The sequence below is a fragment of the Methylobacter sp. genome (assembly GCF_030680395.1).
GTDB lineage: Bacteria > Pseudomonadota > Gammaproteobacteria > Methylococcales > Methylomonadaceae > Methylobacter_A.
Map to the genome: position 1 here is coordinate 1 of NZ_JAUXVR010000044.1, position 21491 is coordinate 21491.

General features: G+C 47.0%; 16 protein-coding genes and 3 tRNA genes. 1 reads left to right on the top strand and 18 read right to left on the bottom strand.

The genetic code is table 11. The annotated features are described in order from the left end of the window. Window positions 1–2 precede the first annotated feature (2 nt). The 8 genes from Q8L79_RS17820 to Q8L79_RS17855 all read right to left on the bottom strand — a co-directional run bounded on the left by Q8L79_RS17820 (window position 3) and on the right by Q8L79_RS17855 (window position 6739). Window positions 3–76 (bottom strand) — tRNA-Asp (locus Q8L79_RS17820). Window positions 77–82: 6 nt separating this feature from the next. After that, a tRNA-Val gene (locus tag Q8L79_RS17825) sits at window positions 83–158 on the bottom strand. 13 nt (window positions 159–171) lie between these two features. After that, a complete protein-coding gene (locus Q8L79_RS17830; protein WP_305273979.1) occupies window positions 172–444 on the bottom strand; it encodes an HU family DNA-binding protein in 273 nt (90 codons plus the stop codon). 194 nt (window positions 445–638) lie between these two features. Continuing rightward, window positions 639–3056 carry an endopeptidase La gene (gene lon, locus Q8L79_RS17835; RefSeq protein ID WP_305273981.1) on the bottom strand — a complete coding sequence of 806 codons (2418 nt, stop codon included), beginning with the start codon at window positions 3054–3056 and terminating at the stop codon, window positions 639–641. A gap of 174 nt (window positions 3057–3230) precedes the next feature. After that, a complete protein-coding gene (gene clpX / locus Q8L79_RS17840; protein WP_305273983.1) occupies window positions 3231–4505 on the bottom strand; it encodes an ATP-dependent Clp protease ATP-binding subunit ClpX in 1275 nt (424 codons plus the stop codon). Window positions 4506–4592: 87 nt separating this feature from the next. Then, the gene (gene clpP / locus Q8L79_RS17845; protein ID WP_305273985.1) at window positions 4593–5240 is read right to left on the bottom strand and encodes an ATP-dependent Clp endopeptidase proteolytic subunit ClpP; all 648 of its coding nucleotides are present in this window, start codon (window positions 5238–5240) and stop codon (window positions 4593–4595) included. A 9-nt stretch (window positions 5241–5249) separates the two neighbouring features. Next, on the bottom strand, window positions 5250–6545 hold the full coding sequence (gene tig, locus Q8L79_RS17850; protein ID WP_305273987.1) for a trigger factor: 1296 nt from the start codon (window positions 6543–6545) through the stop codon (window positions 5250–5252). A gap of 109 nt (window positions 6546–6654) precedes the next feature. Beyond that, a tRNA-Leu gene (locus tag Q8L79_RS17855) sits at window positions 6655–6739 on the bottom strand. Between the two features lie 208 nt (window positions 6740–6947). Here Q8L79_RS17855 and Q8L79_RS17860 point away from each other — a divergent pair. After that, entirely contained in the window at window positions 6948–7199 is a 252-nt protein-coding gene (locus Q8L79_RS17860; RefSeq protein WP_305273989.1) for a hypothetical protein, read from the top strand. 8 nt (window positions 7200–7207) lie between these two features. Here Q8L79_RS17860 and Q8L79_RS17865 read toward each other — a convergent pair whose 3' ends face one another. The 10 genes from Q8L79_RS17865 to Q8L79_RS17910 all read right to left on the bottom strand — a co-directional run bounded on the left by Q8L79_RS17865 (window position 7208) and on the right by Q8L79_RS17910 (window position 21379). Then, window positions 7208–8062, bottom strand: a complete 855-nt coding sequence (locus Q8L79_RS17865) for a radical SAM protein (protein WP_305273991.1) — start codon at window positions 8060–8062, stop codon at window positions 7208–7210. Between the two features lie 118 nt (window positions 8063–8180). Beyond that, window positions 8181–8996 carry a formylmethanofuran dehydrogenase subunit C gene (locus tag Q8L79_RS17870; protein ID WP_305273993.1) on the bottom strand — a complete coding sequence of 272 codons (816 nt, stop codon included), beginning with the start codon at window positions 8994–8996 and terminating at the stop codon, window positions 8181–8183. Continuing rightward, a complete protein-coding gene (fhcD, locus tag Q8L79_RS17875; RefSeq protein WP_305273995.1) occupies window positions 8993–9889 on the bottom strand; it encodes a formylmethanofuran--tetrahydromethanopterin N-formyltransferase in 897 nt (298 codons plus the stop codon). The genes Q8L79_RS17870 and fhcD overlap by 4 nt, the downstream gene beginning before the upstream one ends. Beyond that, window positions 9886–10182 carry a DUF1640 domain-containing protein gene (locus Q8L79_RS17880; protein WP_305273997.1) on the bottom strand — a complete coding sequence of 99 codons (297 nt, stop codon included), beginning with the start codon at window positions 10180–10182 and terminating at the stop codon, window positions 9886–9888. Before Q8L79_RS17880 ends, fhcD begins: the two co-directional genes overlap by 4 nt. Before the next feature lie 28 nt (window positions 10183–10210). Continuing rightward, window positions 10211–11878, bottom strand: a complete 1668-nt coding sequence (locus Q8L79_RS17885) for a formylmethanofuran dehydrogenase subunit A (RefSeq protein WP_305273999.1) — start codon at window positions 11876–11878, stop codon at window positions 10211–10213. Window positions 11879–11886: 8 nt separating this feature from the next. Further along, window positions 11887–13146, bottom strand: coding sequence for a formylmethanofuran dehydrogenase subunit B (locus Q8L79_RS17890; RefSeq protein ID WP_305274001.1), 1260 nt, complete (start codon window positions 13144–13146; stop codon window positions 11887–11889). A 150-nt stretch (window positions 13147–13296) separates the two neighbouring features. After that, window positions 13297–15210 carry an LTA synthase family protein gene (locus tag Q8L79_RS17895; protein WP_305274003.1) on the bottom strand — a complete coding sequence of 638 codons (1914 nt, stop codon included), beginning with the start codon at window positions 15208–15210 and terminating at the stop codon, window positions 13297–13299. 94 nt (window positions 15211–15304) lie between these two features. Then, window positions 15305–17788, bottom strand: a complete 2484-nt coding sequence (locus Q8L79_RS17900; RefSeq protein WP_305274004.1) for an acyl-CoA dehydrogenase — start codon at window positions 17786–17788, stop codon at window positions 15305–15307. Between the two features lie 16 nt (window positions 17789–17804). Beyond that, entirely contained in the window at window positions 17805–20240 is a 2436-nt protein-coding gene (locus tag Q8L79_RS17905; RefSeq protein ID WP_305274006.1) for a 3-hydroxyacyl-CoA dehydrogenase/enoyl-CoA hydratase family protein, read from the bottom strand. Continuing rightward, complete coding sequence (locus tag Q8L79_RS17910; protein WP_305274008.1) at window positions 20240–21379, bottom strand: thiolase family protein; 1140 nt, start codon at window positions 21377–21379, stop codon at window positions 20240–20242. Before Q8L79_RS17910 ends, Q8L79_RS17905 begins: the two co-directional genes overlap by 1 nt. Window positions 21380–21491: the final 112 nt, after the last annotated feature.

The window sequence follows — 21491 nt, forward strand, 5'->3', positions numbered from 1 at the left end:
GGCGGAGTGGACGGGGCTCGAACCCGCGACCACCGGCGTGACAGGCCGGTATTCTAACCAACTGAACTACCACTCCAAAGTCTGGTGGGTGCTGAGGGGTTCGAACCCCCGACCCTCGCCTTGTAAGGGCGATGCTCTCCCGGCTGAGCTAAGCACCCGACTAAAGAAATCCTAGTTTACAGCATCTTTTAAAGATTTACCAGCTTTAAATGAAGGAATTTTTGCAGCCTTAATAGTAATCTCAGCTCCAGTTTGTGGATTACGCCCTTTACGCTCAGCTCTTTCTTTTACGGCATATGTTCCAAATCCAACTAAAGCAACTGAGTCACCACCGCTCAATGCTTTTGTAACTGCGCTAATAAAGCCGTCCAATGCACGACCCGCATCCACTTTAGTTAATTCAGCAGACTCTGCTATAGCGTCAATAAGTTCCGATTTATTCATTATTCCCCCTTAGGAAGTCATTTTTAAAGTTATATTCTAGAAGACCAGCGTGATAATTCTTACGTCCCATCGTCAACGACACAAGAAACACCTGTATTTATAACAATTGCACTTACGCAGTGTCAAGCACTAACCACCCTGCAAGCCATGATTTTTGTGGTTTTGCCAACTTTCTCGACAAAACCACACATTAATTAATGCGCAGTTAAACCCTGTTTTATTACTTTAACCGCTTCCGTTTCATTTTTTCCTTGCTCTTCAGCTTCCATTTTTTCAAAAGGAATGGGCATATATTGCAAAGCGACTTCCAACACTTCATCTATCCAATGAACAGGCTTTATCTCCAGATTTTGCTTGATATTTTCCGGTATCTCAGCCAGATCTTTTTCATTCTCGGCAGGAATTAAAACCGTTGTTATGCCACCGCGATGAGCCGCCAGAAGCTTTTCTTTTAAGCCTCCGATAGGCAACACCTCACCTCGCAAAGTAATCTCACCCGTCATGGCGACAGAAGCTCGAACAGGTATTTTGGTCAAGGCCGAGATAATAGCAGTACACATCCCTACGCCAGCACTTGGGCCATCTTTTGGCGTTGCTCCTTCAGGAACATGGATATGGATATCATTCTTCTGGAACAGCTCATTATCAATGCCCAAGAATTCCGACCGACTTCTGACTACCGTCATCGCAGCTTCAATTGACTCCTTCATAACATCGCCGAGCTTACCTGTTGACGAATGCTTGCCTTTTCCGGGGATTACCGCCGTTTCAATAGTTAATAATTCGCCTCCCACTTCGGTCCAAGCCAAACCGGTAACCTGTCCAATCTGATCTTTCTCTTCTGCAAGACCATAATGAAAACGTTTAACTCCCAGATACTTATCCAAATTTTCAGGATTAACCACGACTTTGGTTTTCTCCGGTTTCAATAGCAAATCTTTAACCACTTTACGGCAAATTTTCGAGATTTCCCGCTCAAGACTTCGAACCCCCGCCTCTCGAGAGTAATAACGAATCATATCTCTGACAGCTTCTTCAGTGATCTGAATTTCCCGCTCTTTAAGACCGTTATTTTTAACCTGTTTTGGAATCAAATACCGGATTGCGATATTGATTTTTTCATCTTCTGTATAGCCGGCGATGCGTATGACTTCCATTCTATCCAGCAACGCCGGAGGAATATTCATGGTATTGGCCGTCGCAACAAACATCACATCAGACAAATCAAAATCCACCTCCAAATAATGATCCGAAAAAGTATGGTTCTGCTCGGGATCCAGCACCTCTAATAAAGCCGACGCAGGATCTCCTCGAAAATCAGCAGCCATCTTATCGATTTCATCAAGCAAAAACATCGGATTGCGCGTTTTAATTTTGGACAAATTTTGTAAAATCTTACCCGGCATAGAGCCTATATAAGTTCGACGATGTCCGCGAATTTCGGCCTCATCCCGCACACCACCCAAGGCCATACGCACATATTTGCGATTGGTTGCCCTGGCAATGGACTCTCCCAGCGAGGTTTTACCTACGCCCGGAGGACCTACCAGGCATAAAATCGGCCCTTTGAGTTGCTTAACCCGCTGCTGAACAGCAAGATATTCAAGGATACGCTCTTTAACCTTATCCAGACCATAATGCTCAGCCTCCAGAACCTGTTCAGCAAGCTTTAAATCATGTCGCACTTTGGTTTTTTTCTTCCAAGGCACATTGACCATCCAGTCAATATAATTGCGCACCACCGTCGCCTCTGCTGACATAGGCGACATCTGTTTAAGCTTATTAAGCTCTGCATCCGCTTTTGTTCTGGCTTCTTTTGACATTCCGGCGTTTTCAATTTTCTTCGCCAACTCTTCAATTTCATTGGGTACATCATCCATATCTCCCAGTTCTTTTTGAATCGCCTTCATCTGTTCATTCAGGTAGTATTCCCTTTGATTCTTCTCCATTTGCTGCTTAACGCGCACACGAATTCTTTTTTCCATTTCCAGAAGGTCAACCTCTCCCTCCATTATCGTCATTAAATTTTCAAGACGCTTTTCAATATCTGCGGTTTCAAGAATACCCTGTTTTTCATTGACCTTTAAAGTCATATGAGCCGCCATAGTATCGGCAAGTCGGCTTGGGTCATCAATACCTGACAACGAATTCAAGACTTCCGGAGGGATCTTGTTATTCAATTTAACATATTGATCGAACGAATTAATTACCGTCCGCTGCAATACATCCTGCTCTTGCTCGGTTAGCTTTGAAATATTGTGAACTTCCGTTACCGCAGCAGAAAAATAACCTTCTGTTTCTTTATAATGCAACACTTTGCTACGCTGAATCCCTTCAACCAACACCTTAACTGTTCCATCAGGCAATTTCAGCAACTGCAGGATATTAGCCAGAGTACCTACCTCATAAAGATCAACAATATCCGGCTCATCAACTTCCGCTTCTTTTTGCGCAACCAACAAAATCTGCTTGTTGTCTTTCATCGCTGCATCTAAAGCGTCAATCGACCTTTCCCGACCGACAAACAAGGGAATTACCATGTGCGGATAAACTACTACATCTCTGAGCGGCAACACCGGAATCAGTACATTTATTTGTTGTAACTCTGTCATTTTGTGCGTTTCCATAAATGGAACCTTCTAACTATTTCTTGTAAAAGAAGATTATTGGGACGTTAATTAAAATAGCAAGGATGACGACTCAAAATAGTATCCCCAACACAAAAAAAAGGGAGCTTTAAAAAATAAAAGCTCCCTTTTTTATCATCCAGCAATAGGTTTTAAAACTTAAGATTCAGCAGAAGCCTTTTTCTTTTCGGTTTCATAAACCAAAATAGGCTCTGACTCACCTAAAATAACACCACCATCAATAACAACTTTGCAAATATTATCCGCAGACGGCAATTCATACATCGTATTCAGCAGGACATTTTCAACAATTGTTCTTAGCCCTCTCGCACCTGTTTTTCTTTCCATCGCTTTACGGGCAATTGCAGTTAATGAATCATCCCTAAATTCCAGCTCAGCACCCTCCATCTCGAACAAATGCTTATATTGTTTAATCAACGCATTTTTAGGTTCGGTCAATATCTGCACCAATGCTTTCTCATCCAGCTCTTCCAATGTGGCAATAACCGGAAGACGACCAACAAACTCAGGAATCAATCCGTATTTAATCAGGTCTTCAGCCTCTACTTCGGCAAAGAGTTGCCCAATATTTTTGGATTCGTCTTTGGTTTTTATTTCGGCAGAGAAACCGATCCCGCCTTTCTCCGAACGATCCTTAATAACCCGATCCAAACCGGCAAAAGCACCTCCGACTATGAACAAGATATTAGCCGTATTAACTTGCAAAAACTCCTGCTGAGGATGTTTGCGTCCACCTTGAGGAGGAACTGACGCAATAGTCCCTTCAATCAGCTTCAATAAAGCCTGCTGAACACCTTCACCCGAAACATCACGGGTAATTGACGGGTTATCGGATTTTCTGGAGATCTTGTCAATTTCGTCGATATAAACGATACCGGTTTCAGCCTTCTCTACATCATAATCACATTTTTGTAGAATTTTCTGAATGATATTTTCTACATCCTCCCCCACATAACCAGCTTCTGTCAGCGTAGTTGCATCAGCGATGGTAAAAGGCACATCCAGCAAGCGAGCCAAGGTCTCAGCCAGCAAGGTTTTCCCTGATCCGGTAGGTCCGATCAACAAAATATTACTTTTGGCTAATTCAACCGTATCTTTTTTAGATTTACTTCGCAGGCGTTTATAGTGATTATAAACAGCCACCGCCAAAATCTTTTTTGCATTTTCCTGCCCGATAACATAGCTATCAAGTTCCTCTTTTATCTCTTTCGGCTTGGGCAACTCACCGCCACCAAAAGAAGAAGAATCATCCTGTAATTCGTCTTTTATAATATCATTACAAAGATCTACGCATTCATCACAGACATAAACTGACGGCCCTGCAATAAGCTTTCTGACCTCATGCTGACTTTTACCGCAAAAAGAACAATAAAGCAGTTTATCGTCATCTTTGCTGTTTTTGTCATTACTCATAAATTGGACTCCCGCAAACATCCAGAGATGATGTTTTCACTTTCGATTGAGCAAAGAATATATCGAAATACAAAAAAATACCAACCGTTATTTATCAGCAACAGTTGTTCGACTCAACAGCACCTGATCAATAAGACCATAGCTAACAGCATCATTTGCACTTAAGAAGTTATCTCTGTCAGTGTCTTGCTGAACCTTTTCTATCGGCTGACCTGTATGATCGGAAAGAATTTTATTCAGTTTTTCTCTGATTAACAGAATTTCTCTGGCATGAATATCAATATCAGAAGCCTGCCCCTGATAACCGCCCAATGGCTGATGAATCATCATTCTTGAGTGAGGCAAACAATAGCGCTTACCTTTTGCTCCGCCAGTCAGCAGCAATGCCCCCATACTGGCAGCCTGGCCAATACACATGGTACTGACATCAGGCTTAATAAACTGCATGGTGTCATAAATTGACATACCTGCCGTTACTGAACCGCCGGGCGAATTGATATACAAATGAATATCTTTATCAGGATTTTCCGACTCCAGAAAAAGCAACTGGGCAACAATCAAATTAGCCGAGTAATCTTCGACCTGCCCTACCAGAAAAATCACCCGTTCCTTTAATAATCTTGAATAAATATCGAAAGAGCGCTCACCCCGAGCAGTTTGCTCAATCACGATAGGGACCAAACCACCTGCCGCTTCCGGCGCCATCATTTGATTTCTTGCGTACTGGTTATACATCTAAACTCCTTACCCTTGTTTGCTCATCGCATCAGTAAAATTTATAGCTTCATCAGACACTTTTGCTCGCGTAACCAGCCAGTCGATAGTTTGGTTTTCCAGAACCATCTGCCGAACATCGTTCAATCGGCTATCGTCGGAATAATACCACTCAACAACGTCTCCAGGGCGTTCGTAGCTTTTCGCCATGTCTTCAATAGTAGAGCGTACTTTATTATCATCCACTTTAATATCGTTTTTATGAATAATTTCACTTAAGATCAAGCCCAACGCCACACGACGCTTTGCCTGCTCTTCAAATGCATCTCTGGGCAGCTTCAAATCTTCCAGCTTCATTTTCTGTCTTTTGGCAGTTTCGATGTACGGTTTCATCATACTTTCGACTTCCTGATCGACCAATGTATTTGGAACGGCAATCTGAACTTTTTCATATAAAGCATTCATCACTGCGTTTTTCAGCTTGCCACGCAATGCCTGTTCAAGCTCGCTTTCCAGATTACTTTTGATATCATCACGGAACGCATCCACCGAACCGTCAATACCGTACGCCTTGATAAAAGCATCATCGATTTCCGGCAGCACAGGTTCTTCAACACTGACGACGTCAACCTCAAACTCAGCCATTTTACCCGCTAGCTTTTCATTGCCATATTCATCTGGAAAAGGCACTTCAAAGGTTTTACTAGCACCCGCATTGAGACCAATCAGGTTTTCTTCAAAGCCCGGAATCATTTGTTTCGCGCCAATTTCAACCTGATAGCTTTCTACTTTTCCGTCCGTAAAGTTTTCGCCTTCGGAAACGCCTGAAAAACTAATCGTCACCCGATCATGTTCCTGAGATGCGCGCTCAACAATAGTCCAACTTTTCTTTTGCGCCCTTAGCTTTTCAATCATGCCGTCAACATCAACATCCTGAACGGTAGCAACGGGACGCGACACTTCAATTTGCTCAACGCCTTCCAGTGATATTTCAGGATAGACCTCAAACTCAGCGGTATATTTGAAACCTTCGGCTTCATCTGATGAATGAATATGCGGATAGCCGGCGGGTCTTAAATCCTGTTCCTTCAATGCTTCAAAATAAGTAGTTTCAACCAAATCCCCCGCGATTTCACCGCGAACCCGATCTCCATACATTTTCTTAATGACATGCTGGGGTACTTTACCCGGACGAAAGCCATCAACTTTAACTTCGCGCGCTAACGACTTTAAACGTGCCGCCATTTTTTCCTGAACAACCTCTTCAGGCACGCAAACAGTCATTTTTCTGCTTAATTCTGATGTCTTTTCGACAGAAACTTGCATTTCTTTACCTCAAATAAATTTAAATAAGAATTTTTATAGAATACCGGTAAACGGCTCAAAAGAACTGAAGAGTTAACGATGAATCGCTAACTCTTAATTATGAATTGGGTGGTGCGAATGGAGAGACTCGAACTCTCACAGGATAACCTACTGGAACCTAAATCCAGCGCGTCTACCAATTCCGCCACATTCGCACTTTAAATGAACTTGTAATTATATCCATAATTATACAAGCATAACAAGTTATAAATTCAAAAAGACCACTTGCATATAATCGTTCATCGTTTAAAAAAATGCTTTGTTATTCGCACTTCTGTTTTAAAATCACAATCCAATCTTTGCATATTCCCCATATCGATGTAGTATTAGCTTGACGCCAATTCAATGAATAAGGGGTACTAAATGAATATCACACCAGCTAGCAGCGCAGTCAATCTAATCAATACTGCTCAACATAAATCAGCGGATGCAGCTCAAGTGATAGCTAGGCTGCCCGTACAAAATGATGAAGTCGGCAGCTTAGAGTTCAGATCCAGTGACATCATCAAACCGGTGCTCAGCCTAAAAGAAGCTGAACTTGAAACTTCTGCCGCTGTTAAATTACTTGAAGCCGACAAAGAAACCATTGGATCGCTATTGGATATAAAAGGCTAACACATCGCTCACCAACACACCAAAACCTCAAAGCCCAAAAGCCTGATTTCATCAGCAAATACATTCAGTGTCTCTAACGGTAATCTCTCCAGTCGACCCGACTCCGGCTGAAGAGACGGCCTCGCAATCGTGTACAACATCACCCCTCTCAACATACAACCCTTTGCTTTAATACTCCTCAGTAAATCAAGAAATGCGTCTTTTTCTTTCAGGGACAAGCCTTGTTTATCGTAATCCAATAAACATGTTTGTAGTTTTGTCGGACACAGCTTTGCACAAAATAGCAGATTGTTCACGCTCGCCTGGCAACTTTGCCCTGCATTATTCATTAAAGCCCTACCCTCTTCCGTAGCGCTATCCAACTTAAACCATACTTCTCCGCCATATTCCTTTAATTTTTTCAGGCCATCCTGGACGCTAGGTCGATGCACCAAACTACCGTTGGTGATTAACACAAAATTACTCTGAGGCAAAACCCCTGCTTCCGTCGCTACCTGACCAATCAAGGCCACAGCCCTATCAAAGTCTTTTAAGCTGGTCGGCTCGCCATTGCCTGAAATAGCAATATCCTTAATGATCCGTTTGTCGTCATCAACCTGAAAACGTTCATAGAAATCTCCATTCAACACGTCATCAAGAAAAAGCCTCAACTCATCTTCCAATAACTGAAAATCCAAGTCAGGCGCCGCACCGATTTTTAAATCAGGCACCTGACAATAAATGCAACGCCAGTTACAGGCATTATTAGTATTAAAATTAATACCGATAGACAAGCCGCCCGCTCGCCTGGAAAGCACCGGGTATACGTACTTTAACCCGGCAACATCCCGACTATGATTAGTTGTTGTTAATCTTGTTACCATGACTCTATTTGAATGCTACCTTGAATAAACAGATTGATAGATGCATTAACGAACCCATAAAAAAGCCCCAGCTTTTATACTGAGGCTTTCGTTTATCCCTAACCTAAATACTATGTGATCAACCTACTTTAACCAAAACCTCGCCACGGCCCATTTCCGACATATCACCGGCATAACGCTGCACCCGGTTAAACGCCGCAGAACCGTCTGCAAATTTGGAATCAAGTTTTTTAAATGATGCGAACAATATTGGCAAAAACGCCAAAGTATGCGCACCGCAATCATTAAATCTTGCCGATGCCTGCGGTTGATTCCATAACAATAACGTACCTCGACGCATAGCAAACCCTAAATACCTGCCGGTCTGCCCCATGACCGCAATGGTACCCGCCGTCATTCTGGAGCCGCAATAATCACCGGCATTACCCTCGATCAGGATATTGCCGCGACGCATGTGATCACCGGCGCGCTCACCCACATTACCTTTAACCAGAATGGTTCCGCCTTTCATACCCATTTTGTTGCCGGGTAAGGCCGCACCCAGAAAATCTCCGGCATTACCGTTAATGATCAGCTTACCTTTCTTCATTTCGCAGGCCGCATACAGACCGACATCACCCGACACTTCAATCTCTCCTGATTGCATGCCCAAACCAAGATAAGCCCCCGCATCGCCTTCGACTGTTATGCGCCCGCCATCCAGTTCCTTACCGATAAAATCGAGCTTGCCAAAGCTGTTTTTTATCACGATATTTTGCGCATCAGCACCTGTAATACCGAATAATTCATCTACCCTGACTTTACGCTTGCCATTTTGCAAGGTAATCGCGCCAATTTCAGTGAGCTCCAAATCAGCCAGCTTCTGACAAACCAACGGCGACATATCCACGCGTTGATCAGGTCTTTGTTTCAACGTAAAGGTTAAAGCGCTCATGCCATAATCTCCTGTAAGTGAAAGTGGAACGGCCCCAGCTTACCACCGTAATTACCCGCACTAATACGTTTGATGCCATTCGCAGCGCCTAAATCACAGACCGCCTGAATACCAACACGCATGGCTTTATCAATGTCTTCTTTGGTTAAACCGTCGATTACGATTTCCATGACCGATTCAATCTCCAGCGAAAGATCGGTTTTGGTCATGCCTTTTAACGTCGGGCAGAAAGCGTCATTGGTTGATGCGCCCAAAGCCGCATATTTTGAACCCACCTTGGAACCGGAACGCACCACACCGCCGGGAAAAGGCATGATCACATTGGGAATTTTACGCATTTCTTCAATCGCCGCTTCACAGGCCGCTAACGCTTGCGGTTGGGATTCGGCCAACACTAAAAAGTTGCCGCCACCGACTGCATCGACTTGCCCGGTAGTCGCTTCTGTTAAAAACTCGCCATCCATCACTGGAATGCGCCAATAACGCTTGCCGTCGATAAGCTTGGACACCTGAAAACCGTCGCCGAAATAACGCAGGTTTTTACCCAAGGCTATGCGTGTACCGCCATCAATTCCTGCAAACAAGGCAGAAGTCGGCGATGTTAATACGCACTGCCCTGCCCTGGTTTCCAGCTGCTTGGCCAAACTTTTGCCGCCCATCGCAAAAATCATGATAGACACGCCGGGGCGACCGTCCGGGGTTTCGGAAGGATCAAGAACCCGCTCAATCCCAGCCTCACAACCACAGGCAATCACCGACGTGGCAAAGCCGGTCATGGCTTGGGCTGAAATCATCGCCCATTTTTCATTTTGTGCGGTGATGATGGCGCGAGTAGCTTTCATCGGGAAAGCTTCGGCAAAGGTTGCGTCTATTGCTACACCGTTAATAATCATATTCCAGCGCTCAGTTTAATTAATAATGCGGCGATCAAGGCCGTTTGTAAAAATCCAGCTCCCACAATCCAGCGAACCAGTTCAGCTTTAGTTTCAGCAATCTTTAACTCCAGCATTAATTCAGACTCTCTAACATCCTGTTTAGTCGCAGATTCGGACAAGTGCAATTCAGATTGAAACTGCTCAAGCGCCAAACTTAGCGCTTCCACTTGAGCCCTCGCCTGTTCCTCGGTTATACCTGACTCTTTCAGCTTACGAATGTACGCGTAAGTATCAAAGGCTAATGTAGTCATTATTTATTACCAATAAAGCTGCAAATGATCATGCCACATCTCCTTTAAGCGGATGCACCGTCAAACTGCCGCGTCCATCCTCGGTAATTTCATCATCACTGATTTTAAAATTACCGAGTTTCATGGTCATGAACCGGTCAAAATATTTTTGCAAATCTTTTTCCAGCGATGCGTCAAAGTCAGGTTTAACAACATGAGTCGTACCCCATTTGGTATGAATGACCTTACCGTCAACCACCACCAGTTCACCGTCCTTAAACACATAATCCGGTTTTTCAAACATAAGCTGCCGGTCGACATTGTCGGTATAAACGGTAATATCCGCCCAGTTACCGGCGCTCAAGCCGCCGCGATCCTGCAAGCCAATCAATCTGGCCGCACCGGCGCGAGTCATAATCGCAATTTCCTGCAAACTGTATTCACGCTCAATCGATGCCAGCGTCGTCATTTTTTGCGCTTCGGGATGTATCGTGGACAACACATCGTTACGGAAGCTTCTATCCATCAGCAAGCGTATCAAATGCGGATAGCTGGTAAACGGCGCACCGTTAGGATGATCCGTAGTCAGGAAAATACGCCAAGGATCATCGACCAGCAAGAACGTTTCCAGACCAATCGCCCATTGCAGCGCGTTGACAAAGTTCTTGTCCTTGTATTTGAACGGCACAACGCCACAACCGGCATCGCATTCAATATCCATCGTCACCCATTTATTCGGGCTGGCATGTTTATGGTTGGCATGCTGACGCATATTGTCGCCGGACGCTGTTACGGTTTGCCCAAACAGAATCTGACCAACGTCGATAGTGATGTTTTTGTTTCTGTTGACGGCTTCGGCAATCTGCGCCGCACCCGAGGAAAACTTGAAATCCCCTTCCGTACCGTAGCTATGAAACTGAATATGGGTCAAATGCATCGGCAAGCCGCCTATGCCCTGAATGGTATCCAGCGTGGTATTCATGTTGCCGGGCACACCCAGGTTACAGCCATGTACATGCAAGGGATGCGTAACGCCCAGTTCTTTAACCGCTGTCGCCAATACGCGCAGAATATCGCGCGGGGTCACACCATAATGACTGTTTTGCTCATCCAGCTCCAATTTGCGCTGGTTAAATTTGAACGCACTGATACCGCCGGGGTTAACGACTTTAACGCCAATGGCTTTAGCGGCTTGCATGGTAAAAGCGACATAATCATTAATCGCTTTTTGATCTTTTTTGGCGGTCAACATGCGCAGCAAATAATCATCACTGCCCAGCAACACATAACCGCCTTTATCCAGAATCGGAATATCGGCCATTTCCATATGCGCCTGGCGTGCGTTAATCGGCAATACCGCAGGTTCAAAACCGGCGGTATAACCCATTTCCGCGTAACGATAACCGGTCACAAAAGTACTGGGCATCGCATGGCCGCAACCGGAACGGGTAATATCGGTGCGCGCAACGGGATCGGCACGATGATCTTCCGGCAACAAAGTTCTGGCGATATTGCCTTTACCGCCACCAATATGCGTATGCATATCAATCGCGCCCGACATCACCACCTTGCCTTTTAAGTCGTATTCTTTATCAACTTGAACGTCACCGGCGGGCTTGTTGACGATGCGTCCGTCCTGAATGTAAATATCCTGTTTCGCGCCATCAACCCCACTTGCAGGATCGTAGACAGCTCCACCTGTTAATTTAATCAACATATATATTCCTACAAAGCTTGATCAATGGCATTGAGTACGTCAGACGTACTGGGCAAGCCGGATTCACGTAATTTTTTCAGTCGTATCGCAACCACGTTATCCATACGATAAGCATGACCGACGTGATCAATACCCGGCGTACCGACAGGAATAAAAACATCCGGTTCTTTTGCAAATGTCATCCCGGATCGGCCCACCACAATAGTAGGCAAAGCGGTTACCGGCGGCACAGCTTTAGCATTAAATGCCTGCACCCAAACCAAAGCGTCAGCCTCGCCATTGCCCAGCAAAAAATTGGCATCATTCAAAAAGGGATCATATTCAGGATAACCGCTGGAAAAACGGGTGCGCGCCGGATAACCGGTGGTCCATCCGCAAACCTGATTAGCCGTCTGATCACCTTCTTTGCCGCCTAACGGCAAGCCGGAGCTACGGGTATTCCGATCATTAATGTCCTTAACCATTTCAGAAATGGTCTGTACCGTCAATTCAGCCTGACTGTATGACAACGCGCCAGCCGCCCAGGTTACTACGCTATAGCTCGCCGCTTTTAATTTATCGGCAATGCACTGTAAATCAGCAACCGCAATACCGCCGACTGAATCGACCCGAATCGGATTGCCTTTAACCAGCGCTCTTAACACCGCAACAACATCCGGTAAATCTTCGTTTACGCATTCAAAAACCGACGCTGTCTGGCCGCCAGGCGAGGTAGAGGCGTTACCTGAAGGCGCTTTCCCTAAATAGATAACTTCACGCTTGCCGGTATCGTCCATAAACATGGATTCTTTATTCCACAGATAACGCTCAAAAAAGCGCGGCGAAAAACCTTCCAGATCAATGCCGATCACCAGTAACAAATCACATCGGTTTTTTACTTCCGCCAGCGTCGTATTCATCCAGCCGGAATCCTGCAAGGCCAGAAAGTTATTCCGTGCGCCGGTAAAATTCATATTATCGACCACCGCGCCGCTACGATCAGCCAAGGCCAGCAACGCTCGCATGCCGTTGACATCCGTTGCGCAACCGCCGATAACCGGTTGATTAGTGTTCTTTAACAGCGCCGCCGCCCTTGCCACGGCTACATCCAGACTGACATCCTTGCCATCAACTCTTGGACAAGTATCGGTAATCGCCTGTTCAAAAGCGGGCGAATTAACCGCACAGCCATTTTCAACCACCTTAAGTGATATGCCGTCAACCTGAATGGTCAGGTCATCCGTGCCGATACCACAAAAAGGGCTAGGTACTTCAGTTATCTCAGCCATGGAGCTGTCCTTTTGTTAGTCGCTAAATGGGCGTTATTGTGACAGATGACCTCTATTCGTACAACTTTAGGTATCCAGTCCAATCAGCCGGTTATATCCTTTAAAAACAGTTTCGTTTGCTTATTTATGTGCCATAGCACTTTCCTGTTATTACTGATACCGACTCAGCCGATGCGACCAAATGTAATCAGCCGATTGATAATAAGCCATGTTTTCCGTGACCAGTGGGGCGGCCTCATTCATATCCAACTGCGTATGCGCACCTAAAGGATCGTCGACCACATCGACTTTTTGTTGGGGCGACAAGTACACCAACTTATTGTCTTTAAACAGGCCCAGTTTCTGGTAATTACTAACCAATGCCCTGCCTTCCTCCTTATGCATCTGCATAATATCGCGCCCATAAAACTGACTTTCATAGTTAAGGTTTAAAAAACCAAGCACGGTTGGGGCGACATCAATCTGGCTGGACACGATGTCATTTCTTATTACCGGCACATGTTTAGGGGAATAGATAAACAACGGAATATGGTACTTATCGACAGGCAGCTCGGTTTTACGTGCGCTACCGGCGCAGTGGTCTGCAACCATCACGAATACAGTGTTATCAAACCAGGGTTTGGCTTTGGCCTGCTCAATAAATTGATGTATCGCGAAATCGGTATATTTAACCGCGCCTTGCCGACCGCTGCCTGAAGGCAGGTCGATTTTTCCTTCAGGATAGGTGTAAGGCCGATGATTGCTGGTGGTCATGATCTGAAAGAAGAACGGCTTGTTGTCTTGAAAATCCTTGTCGGCTTCTTTTAGGGTACGGTTAAAAATGATGTCATCCGAAACGCCCCAAGCGTTGGTAAAGGTTACTTCCTCCGGGATGAAATCGGTTTGGTCAACGATGCGATAACCGTTGCCGGAATAAAATGCGTTCATATTGTCAAAGTAGCCCCGGCCACCGTATAAAAACGCGGTATCGTAGCCCTTTTGCTGTAAAACCCGGCCAAAGCTGAATAAGTTACCGTTGTCAGGTCGTTTGACAATGGCTTGGCCGGGTGTGGGCGGGATGGATAAGGTTAAGGATTCAAGTCCCCTGATAGTCCGGGTACCGGTCGCGTAGAAATTGGTAAACAATAACCCCTCTTTAAACCATGCATCCATATACGGCGTAATATTCTCTTTATTACCGAAAGTTGCTAAAAAATCGGCACTTAAGCTTTCGACGGTAATCAAAATAACATTCAGGCGTTTTTCTTCGCCTGCCGGTTTGATCATGCGTTTGATGTTATATAAATCCCCAGATGCATCCTCGGCACTCAGTTGTTTTTTGATAACCCCGGATAACTGTTGGTCATCGCCCATCCTGTAAAAATGCCGGTAATCTATCTCATTGTTTCTAAAAGCCGAAAAGAACTGATAAGGGCCGTTGGCGGCCAGTTCATTAAGATAGGTATTATTAGAAAATTGATACCATGTAGAACCGACGGCGGCGTAGCTTATAATCGGCAGCACCAGCAAGGCTCCGGTAATTTTTAGTCGCGACAAAAACGATTCATTAGCATTAAACGTATGCGATAACGCTTTTCTTACCAGTAAAAAACAAATTACGGTAATAACTAAAATACCCGATAACAACCAGCCTAAAGGATAGGATTCAATAATATTGCTAACGACTTCATGGGTATAAATCAGGTAATCAACCGCAATAAAATTAAACCGGACTCCGAATTCATCCCAAAAAGTCCATTCCGATAACTCGATAAAAAACAGGCCGTATAGACAGATAATAAATACGCTAATGCCGATTATTTTATGAATTTTACTTTGGTAAATCCGGTTGGGTAGAACCAGCAAATACAGGACAAAAGGGATTAGCAAATAACTGAAAAAAGCCAGATCGTGAACTAGCCCGATAAGAAAAGCCAGCGCTATCTGGTAAATGGGCGAGTCAATGTCGGCCAGTTGCTTGATCAGCAAGGCTGCCCTGAGCAATGCAAAAGTACCTAAATTAATCAATAAAAACAGCAATACAATAGTGAACCTTGATTTTGAAAACAATGCGTTTACGCTCATTTGAGATGCTTCCTGAAAAATAAAATATAAAGGGCGACCGAGGTCGCCCTTTAGTGTCATTCAATTTAATAAATTAAATATTATTCCGATTATTTTATATTTTACCACCAACGCCGCTTAATTGTTCGGGACTAAAATCATCCACGCTAATCGCTGCAAACCGGGCTTTTTCAGCGGTCACTATCAACTCGGCTTCTTTTTTAGTGATAACGGCCTTGCTTATCGCCGCATCCAGCACATCGAGAATCGCGCTTTTCGGCAACTGTTTTTGCTTTTGCGCGGCATGGATTTTGGCTTCCACGGGCATCGCGTCAAGCACTGCCTGGAAGGCGACTTCGATTCTGCCGGTGACGTCATCGGGCTTATGGTTAATGTAAACACCGTGGGTTAAGCGGTCGCGGGTCGGGGAATTTTTCAGCAGCAAAGCCGCAGTCTGGTGAATCAAATGATCGGCGGGCGGCGAGTAGGACTTGCCGCTGGGGAAAAGGAAAAACCTGAGCAGAGAAGCCGGGGTGCGCCTAGGCAAGACCTGGAAAATAGCCCTTAATACGGTAGCCGGGTTACGCGCAGGTAATGCATGAAAAATATCCAGCAGAGATTGATGGGCGCGATGCAGGGTTTGCTGACAGGCCCAATGCAGCAGCGGTAAGTCGTCTTTGGGACTACCCTGATCCTGATAATGTTTCAGCACACAGGAGCACAGATAAAGATTACTCAGGGCATCGGCAAAGCGCCCCGAGATTCGTTCCTTGCGCTTAAGCGATCCGCCCAGCGTCAGCAACACAAAATCTGTGATCAGTGCAAAGCCAACGCTGAGCCTGGCAATCTGCCGGAAATAACGCCGGGTATTTTGATCGCCCGGCACATCGATAAAACGGGCGCCGGTTAATCCCAGCCAAAAGCCTGCCGCCAGATTGTGCAGCACTGAACCGATATGTTCAAACAGGACTTCATCAAACTGCTGCAAGGCCAATTCAGGATTTTCCTGAGCCAAAGCTTCCATTTCCCGTTGGATGTAAGGATGGCAACGTATCGCGCCCTGACCGAAAATCATCATCGTGCGGGTCAGGATATTGGCGCCCTCGACGGTAATGCTGACAGGAATCACTTGGTAGATCCGGCCAAGATAGTTTTTAGGCCCCAGGCAAATCCCGGAACCGCCTTGTATGTCCATCGCGTCGTTAATGACCCGGCGCATTCTTTCGGTCAGCTCGTACTTGATAATCGCGGAAATGACCGACGGTTTTTGCCCGTCATCTAACGCTGCGGCAGTCACTGTGCGCGCGGCATCGATAACATAGGTTTCACCGGCGATGCGCGACAGCGGCTCTTCAATGCCTTCAAACTCGCCGATCGGCAGATTGAATTGCTTGCGGATACGGGCATAAGCGCCGGTATTGCGGCTGGCCATTTTTGCCGCGCCGGTACTGAGCGCAGGCAACGACACCGCCCGACCGGTAGCCAAGCATTGCATCAGCATCTTCCAGCCATTGCCGACCTGCTCTTTGCCGCCGATAATCCAGTCCATCGGGATAAACACGTCTTTGCCCCAGTTCGGGCCGTTTTGAAAGGCCGAATCCAGCGGAAAGTGACGTGTGCCGATTGAAATACCGGCAGTATTAGTGGGAATCAGCGCGACGGTAATGCCGATGTTTTCGTTGTCGCCGATCAGGTGTTCAGGGTCGTAAAGCTTGAATGCCAAACCCAGTACTGTGGCGACCGGACCCAAGGTGATGTAACGCTTTTCCCAGTTAAGCCGTATGCCCAGCACTTGGTCATTGCCTTCGAATTTGCCGTAGCAGACAATGCCGGTATCGGGCATCGCTCCGGCATCGCTGCCTGCATGGGGACCGGTTAATGCAAAGGCGGGAATTTCTTCGCCTGTTGCCAGACGCGGCAGATAATGGTTTTTCTGTTGTTCGGTGCCGTATGCCAACAGTAATTTGGCGGGGCCGAGGGAATTGGGCACCATCACGGTAACGGCCGCGGTGCTGCTGCGGCTGGAAATTTTCATCACTATTTCGGAGTGCGCGTATTCGCCGAACTCCAGGCCGCCGTAATGCTTCGGTATAATCATGCCGCAGAATTTCTGCTGTTTGATGTAGTCCCATACTTCGACCGGCAGATCGCGGCGATTATGGGTAATGTCCCAGTCATCCAGCATACTGCATAACGTTTCGACCGGTCCGTCAATGAAGACCTGCTCTTCGGCGGTCAGTTTCGCGGCGGGCAAATCAAGCAGCACTTTCCAATCGGGATCGCCGGAAAACAGCTCGGCATCCCACCAGGTATTGCCCGCTTCCAATGCTTCGCGTTCGGTTTGCGACATTTGCGGCAGCATCTGTTTCATGATTTTGAAAATCAGGCTGCTGAATAATCTTTTGCGGATAGCCGGGAAATTGAGCGGGATAAAAACAGCGTCGAAAACAACCCAGAGCAAGAGCACAAAGTTACTCCCTCCCTGCGTCAAGGAAAAAAGCCCTAACCATCCGACCATAACCAGCGTAGTCCAGCGTAGAGATGCCCTGACATAAGCCAAAACACCGAGGATAATGAATGATGCGATTAACCAGGCCATGAGATGTTCCTTGAGATTAATTACGAAGTGGTTTACCTGTTTTTAAAAGATGCTCCAACCTTGCCAAAGTGCCTGGCTGCTGAACCAAATGCAAAAACGCGTTCAGTTCCAGATCTAACAAATCGTCTTCGGTCAGCGGCTCGGTGATGTCGCACAGACCGCCGCTGAGCACGTCTGCCAGTTGCTGCGAAATTTCCACGTCATAATCCGTTATCTTGCCAACCAACTTCAAGTTGTTGATTGCCACATCCATTCCAGCTCTGGCGCTGGCGCCCGGCAGCTGGAAACCAGCAGGTTTAGGCGGCGTATAACCTTGCGTCAGCAGTAACGCTTTGGCTTTGGCGTCTGCCAGCAAACGGTCTTTATTCATGGTAATGGCGTCGGTAGTCGATAAAAACAGCAGTTCCTTGGCTTCCGCCGCAGATTTGGAAACCTTTGCCATACCGATCGTTTCAAAAGCCTGGGCTATGGCCGGCATCGGGCCGCCCGGACGTCTTGCAAATTCCAGCCAGCGGCGCAAATATTCCTTGCAACCGCCCCAGCCCGGAACCAGACCCACGCCCACTTCGACCAAACCGACATAAAGTTCTGCATGAGCCTGAATGGCATCGCAATGCAGCAGAATTTCGCAGCCACCGCCCAAAGCCAGCCCGGAAGGCGCAGCTACCACGGGAAACGGCGCATACTTCAAGGCCTGATAGGTCTGTTGCCCCTGTTTTATCAAGCGCTCTACCGCCGCCCAGTCTTGGCTGTGAATAGCTTGCACCAGCAAGGTTAAATTAGCTCCGGCTGAGAAATTATCGGCATCGTTATGGATAATTAATGCGGAAAAATCGCTTTTGACTTTTTCGACGCTTTGCCGAACCATTGCCAGACTATCCATATCCAGCGTATTCATTTTGCTGTGAAACTCCAGACAGGCAACGCCATCGCCAATATCCCACAGGCTGGCCGACGGGTTTTCCAGTAGCGCCGGAGCCCGCAATTTAATATCGGCCAGCAGCAGGATGCCGTCGGTTCGACGGACGGGCTGATAATTGCCGGATAAATCGACAAACCAACGTTTGCCGGAATCGATTTTGTACAGGCCGTGACGCTTTGCCAGCAATGGCGGCACTTTACGGTTTTCCGCAAGCAATCGATCAACGAACCAATCCACGCCGATCCGATCCAGCAGCTCGAAGGGCCCGTACTTCCAGTTAAAACCCAGGCGCATGGCGGTATCCACGGCGACTATGTTATCGGCAATCTCCGGAATCAGCCCGGCGCTATACGCCAGGGTCTCGGACAACACCTGCCAGGTAAATCGACAGATTGCGTCGTCGCCAGACAAAAAAGCCCTCTCGGTAAGCGCTCCCTGCGTTACTCTCGGCAACTGCTCCATGCGTTGCTCTACCTCCTCCATCCTTGGAGTCGTACCTCCTGCATCCATGCTGTCGAGCTCATCCTGCGTTTTTGGTAAATCCGGCAAGGCGAATTTTTCACTACGCTGATAACCACCGGTTTGCAAGTTAATGGATTCCTTGATGCGCTTTCCGCCTGTTTCATTCAAACGATAAAAACCGCCCTTGCCTTTTCTGCCGGTATAACCTTCGGCTATCATGCTCTGAACCAATGGGGGCAGATAATTAACCTGATGAAATGCGTCTTCCTTGGGTAAGGCCAGTTTCATGCTACCCAAAATATGCGGAATAAGATCGAGCCCGACCAGGTCCAGCAGGCCGAATATGCCGGTTTTGGGTATGCCGAACGGCGTCGACATCGCCGCATCGGCCTGCTCCACGGTTAAGCCCAGTTTGATCGCTTCCAGCAGGCCGCATTGCAGCCAGTAAATACCGATGCGGTTACCGATAAATCCCGGCGTATCCTTGCAGGTAACGCTGTCTTTACCCAAATGAGTGTCAGCAAAACGGCTGACAACCGCAACCAGTTCCGGTCGGGTCTCGATACCTGAAACCAATTCCAACAGGCGCATATAGCGGGGCGGATTAAAAAAGTGGGTGATCATGAAGCGCTGCTTAAAGCTGTCCGGCATGCCGCGGGTCAGCAGTTTCAACGGCAATGTAGAGGTATTCGATGAAACCAGGGTATCGGGGCCGCAGATGTTATCAAGTTTCCGGTAAAGCTCCTGCTTGACGGCCGGGTCTTCAAGCACCGCTTCAATCACCCAGTCAACTTCTTTCACCCATTCAAGATGGTCTTCAATGTTGCCGGGAGTAACCAGACGGGCATAGTTTTTATGCATGAATGCTGCGGGCTCGGCTTTAAGTAACTTGGCAATGGCTGATTCGGCAATACTGTTCCGGTTATCAGCACCCGTTTGCCCCGAGTCTTGTCGACGGGTAGGCACTATATCCAATAAATAGACGGGGATACCGGCATTGGCAATATGAGCGGCAATACCGGCGCCCATAACCCCCGCGCCAATCACCGCGACTTTTTTGATGTTCATCAGATAGCCTCCAGAATAGTCGCTATACCCTGGCCGCCGCCGATACATTGGGTGGCGAGAGCAAACTGCTTGTTTTCCCGTTTCAGCAGACTGGCGGCTTTACCGGTAATTCTGGCACCGGACGCACCCAACGGATGGCCTAAAGCAATCGCGCCACCGTCCAGATTCAACTTTTCCGGCGGAATCGGCAACTCTTTTAATACCGCCAAAGATTGCGCCGCAAAGGCTTCGTTCAGTTCGACTATATCAATGTCCTGCAAAGTCAAACCGGCCCGTTGCAAGGCTTTATGGGTGGCGCTGACCGGCCCTATGCCCATGATTTCCGGTGCGCAACCGGATACTGCGATGGCCTTGATGCGGGCAAGCTTTTGCAAACCGTGTGCATCTGCATATTTCTCACTACACACTAGCACGGCGGCCGCGCCGTCGGTTAAAGGCGAGGAAGTTCCGGCAGTAACGCTGCCGTTTTTAAGAAAGGCCGGTTGCAGCTCGGCAAGCGCCTGTAGCGTCGAAGCGGCTCTAATACAGCCGTCGTATTGAACGGTTTCGCCGTCGGCTCGTTTAATGGGGATGATCTCAGTGGCAAACAAACCGTTTTGCTGGGCTGTTCCCGCTTTTTGCTGACTGGCCAACGCAAAAGTATCCTGGGCCAGACGGTCGATATGATACTTCAGGGCCAGATTTTCCGCCGTTTCGCCCATGCCGATATAGGCTTGAGGATAAATTTTATAAAGGTCTGGATTGGGCAGGTAATTAAAGCCCCCCATCGGCACCCGGCTCATGGACTCGACTCCGGCGCAGATAAATACCTCACCGGCGTTCATTTGAATCGCGCCTGCCGCGTTATGTATGGCCTGCATTGAGGAGCCGCAGAAGCGGTTAATGGTTGTGCCCGCTATGGTAACAGGCAGCTCGGCAAGATGAATGATTAAACGCGCCAGATTCATGCCCTGCTCGCCTTCCGGGAAAGCGCAACCTAAAATTAAATCTTCAATATCCGTCGGGGCGAGCCCGGTATCATTGATTAAGCCGTGAATGACCTGAGCGACAAGATCATCCGGTCTTACTTTAGCCAATTGGCCTTTTTGCGCCGGAGTGAAAGGCGATCTGCAATATCCTGCGATAACTACATTTTTCATTTTACTGTCCTCGTATTTGTTGTTTCCACCACGAAGATCACGAAGAAAAACCAAAAAAACTTCGTACCCTTATGTGGTGAAAAAAGCTTTAATCATCTATTTTCCTGATTCC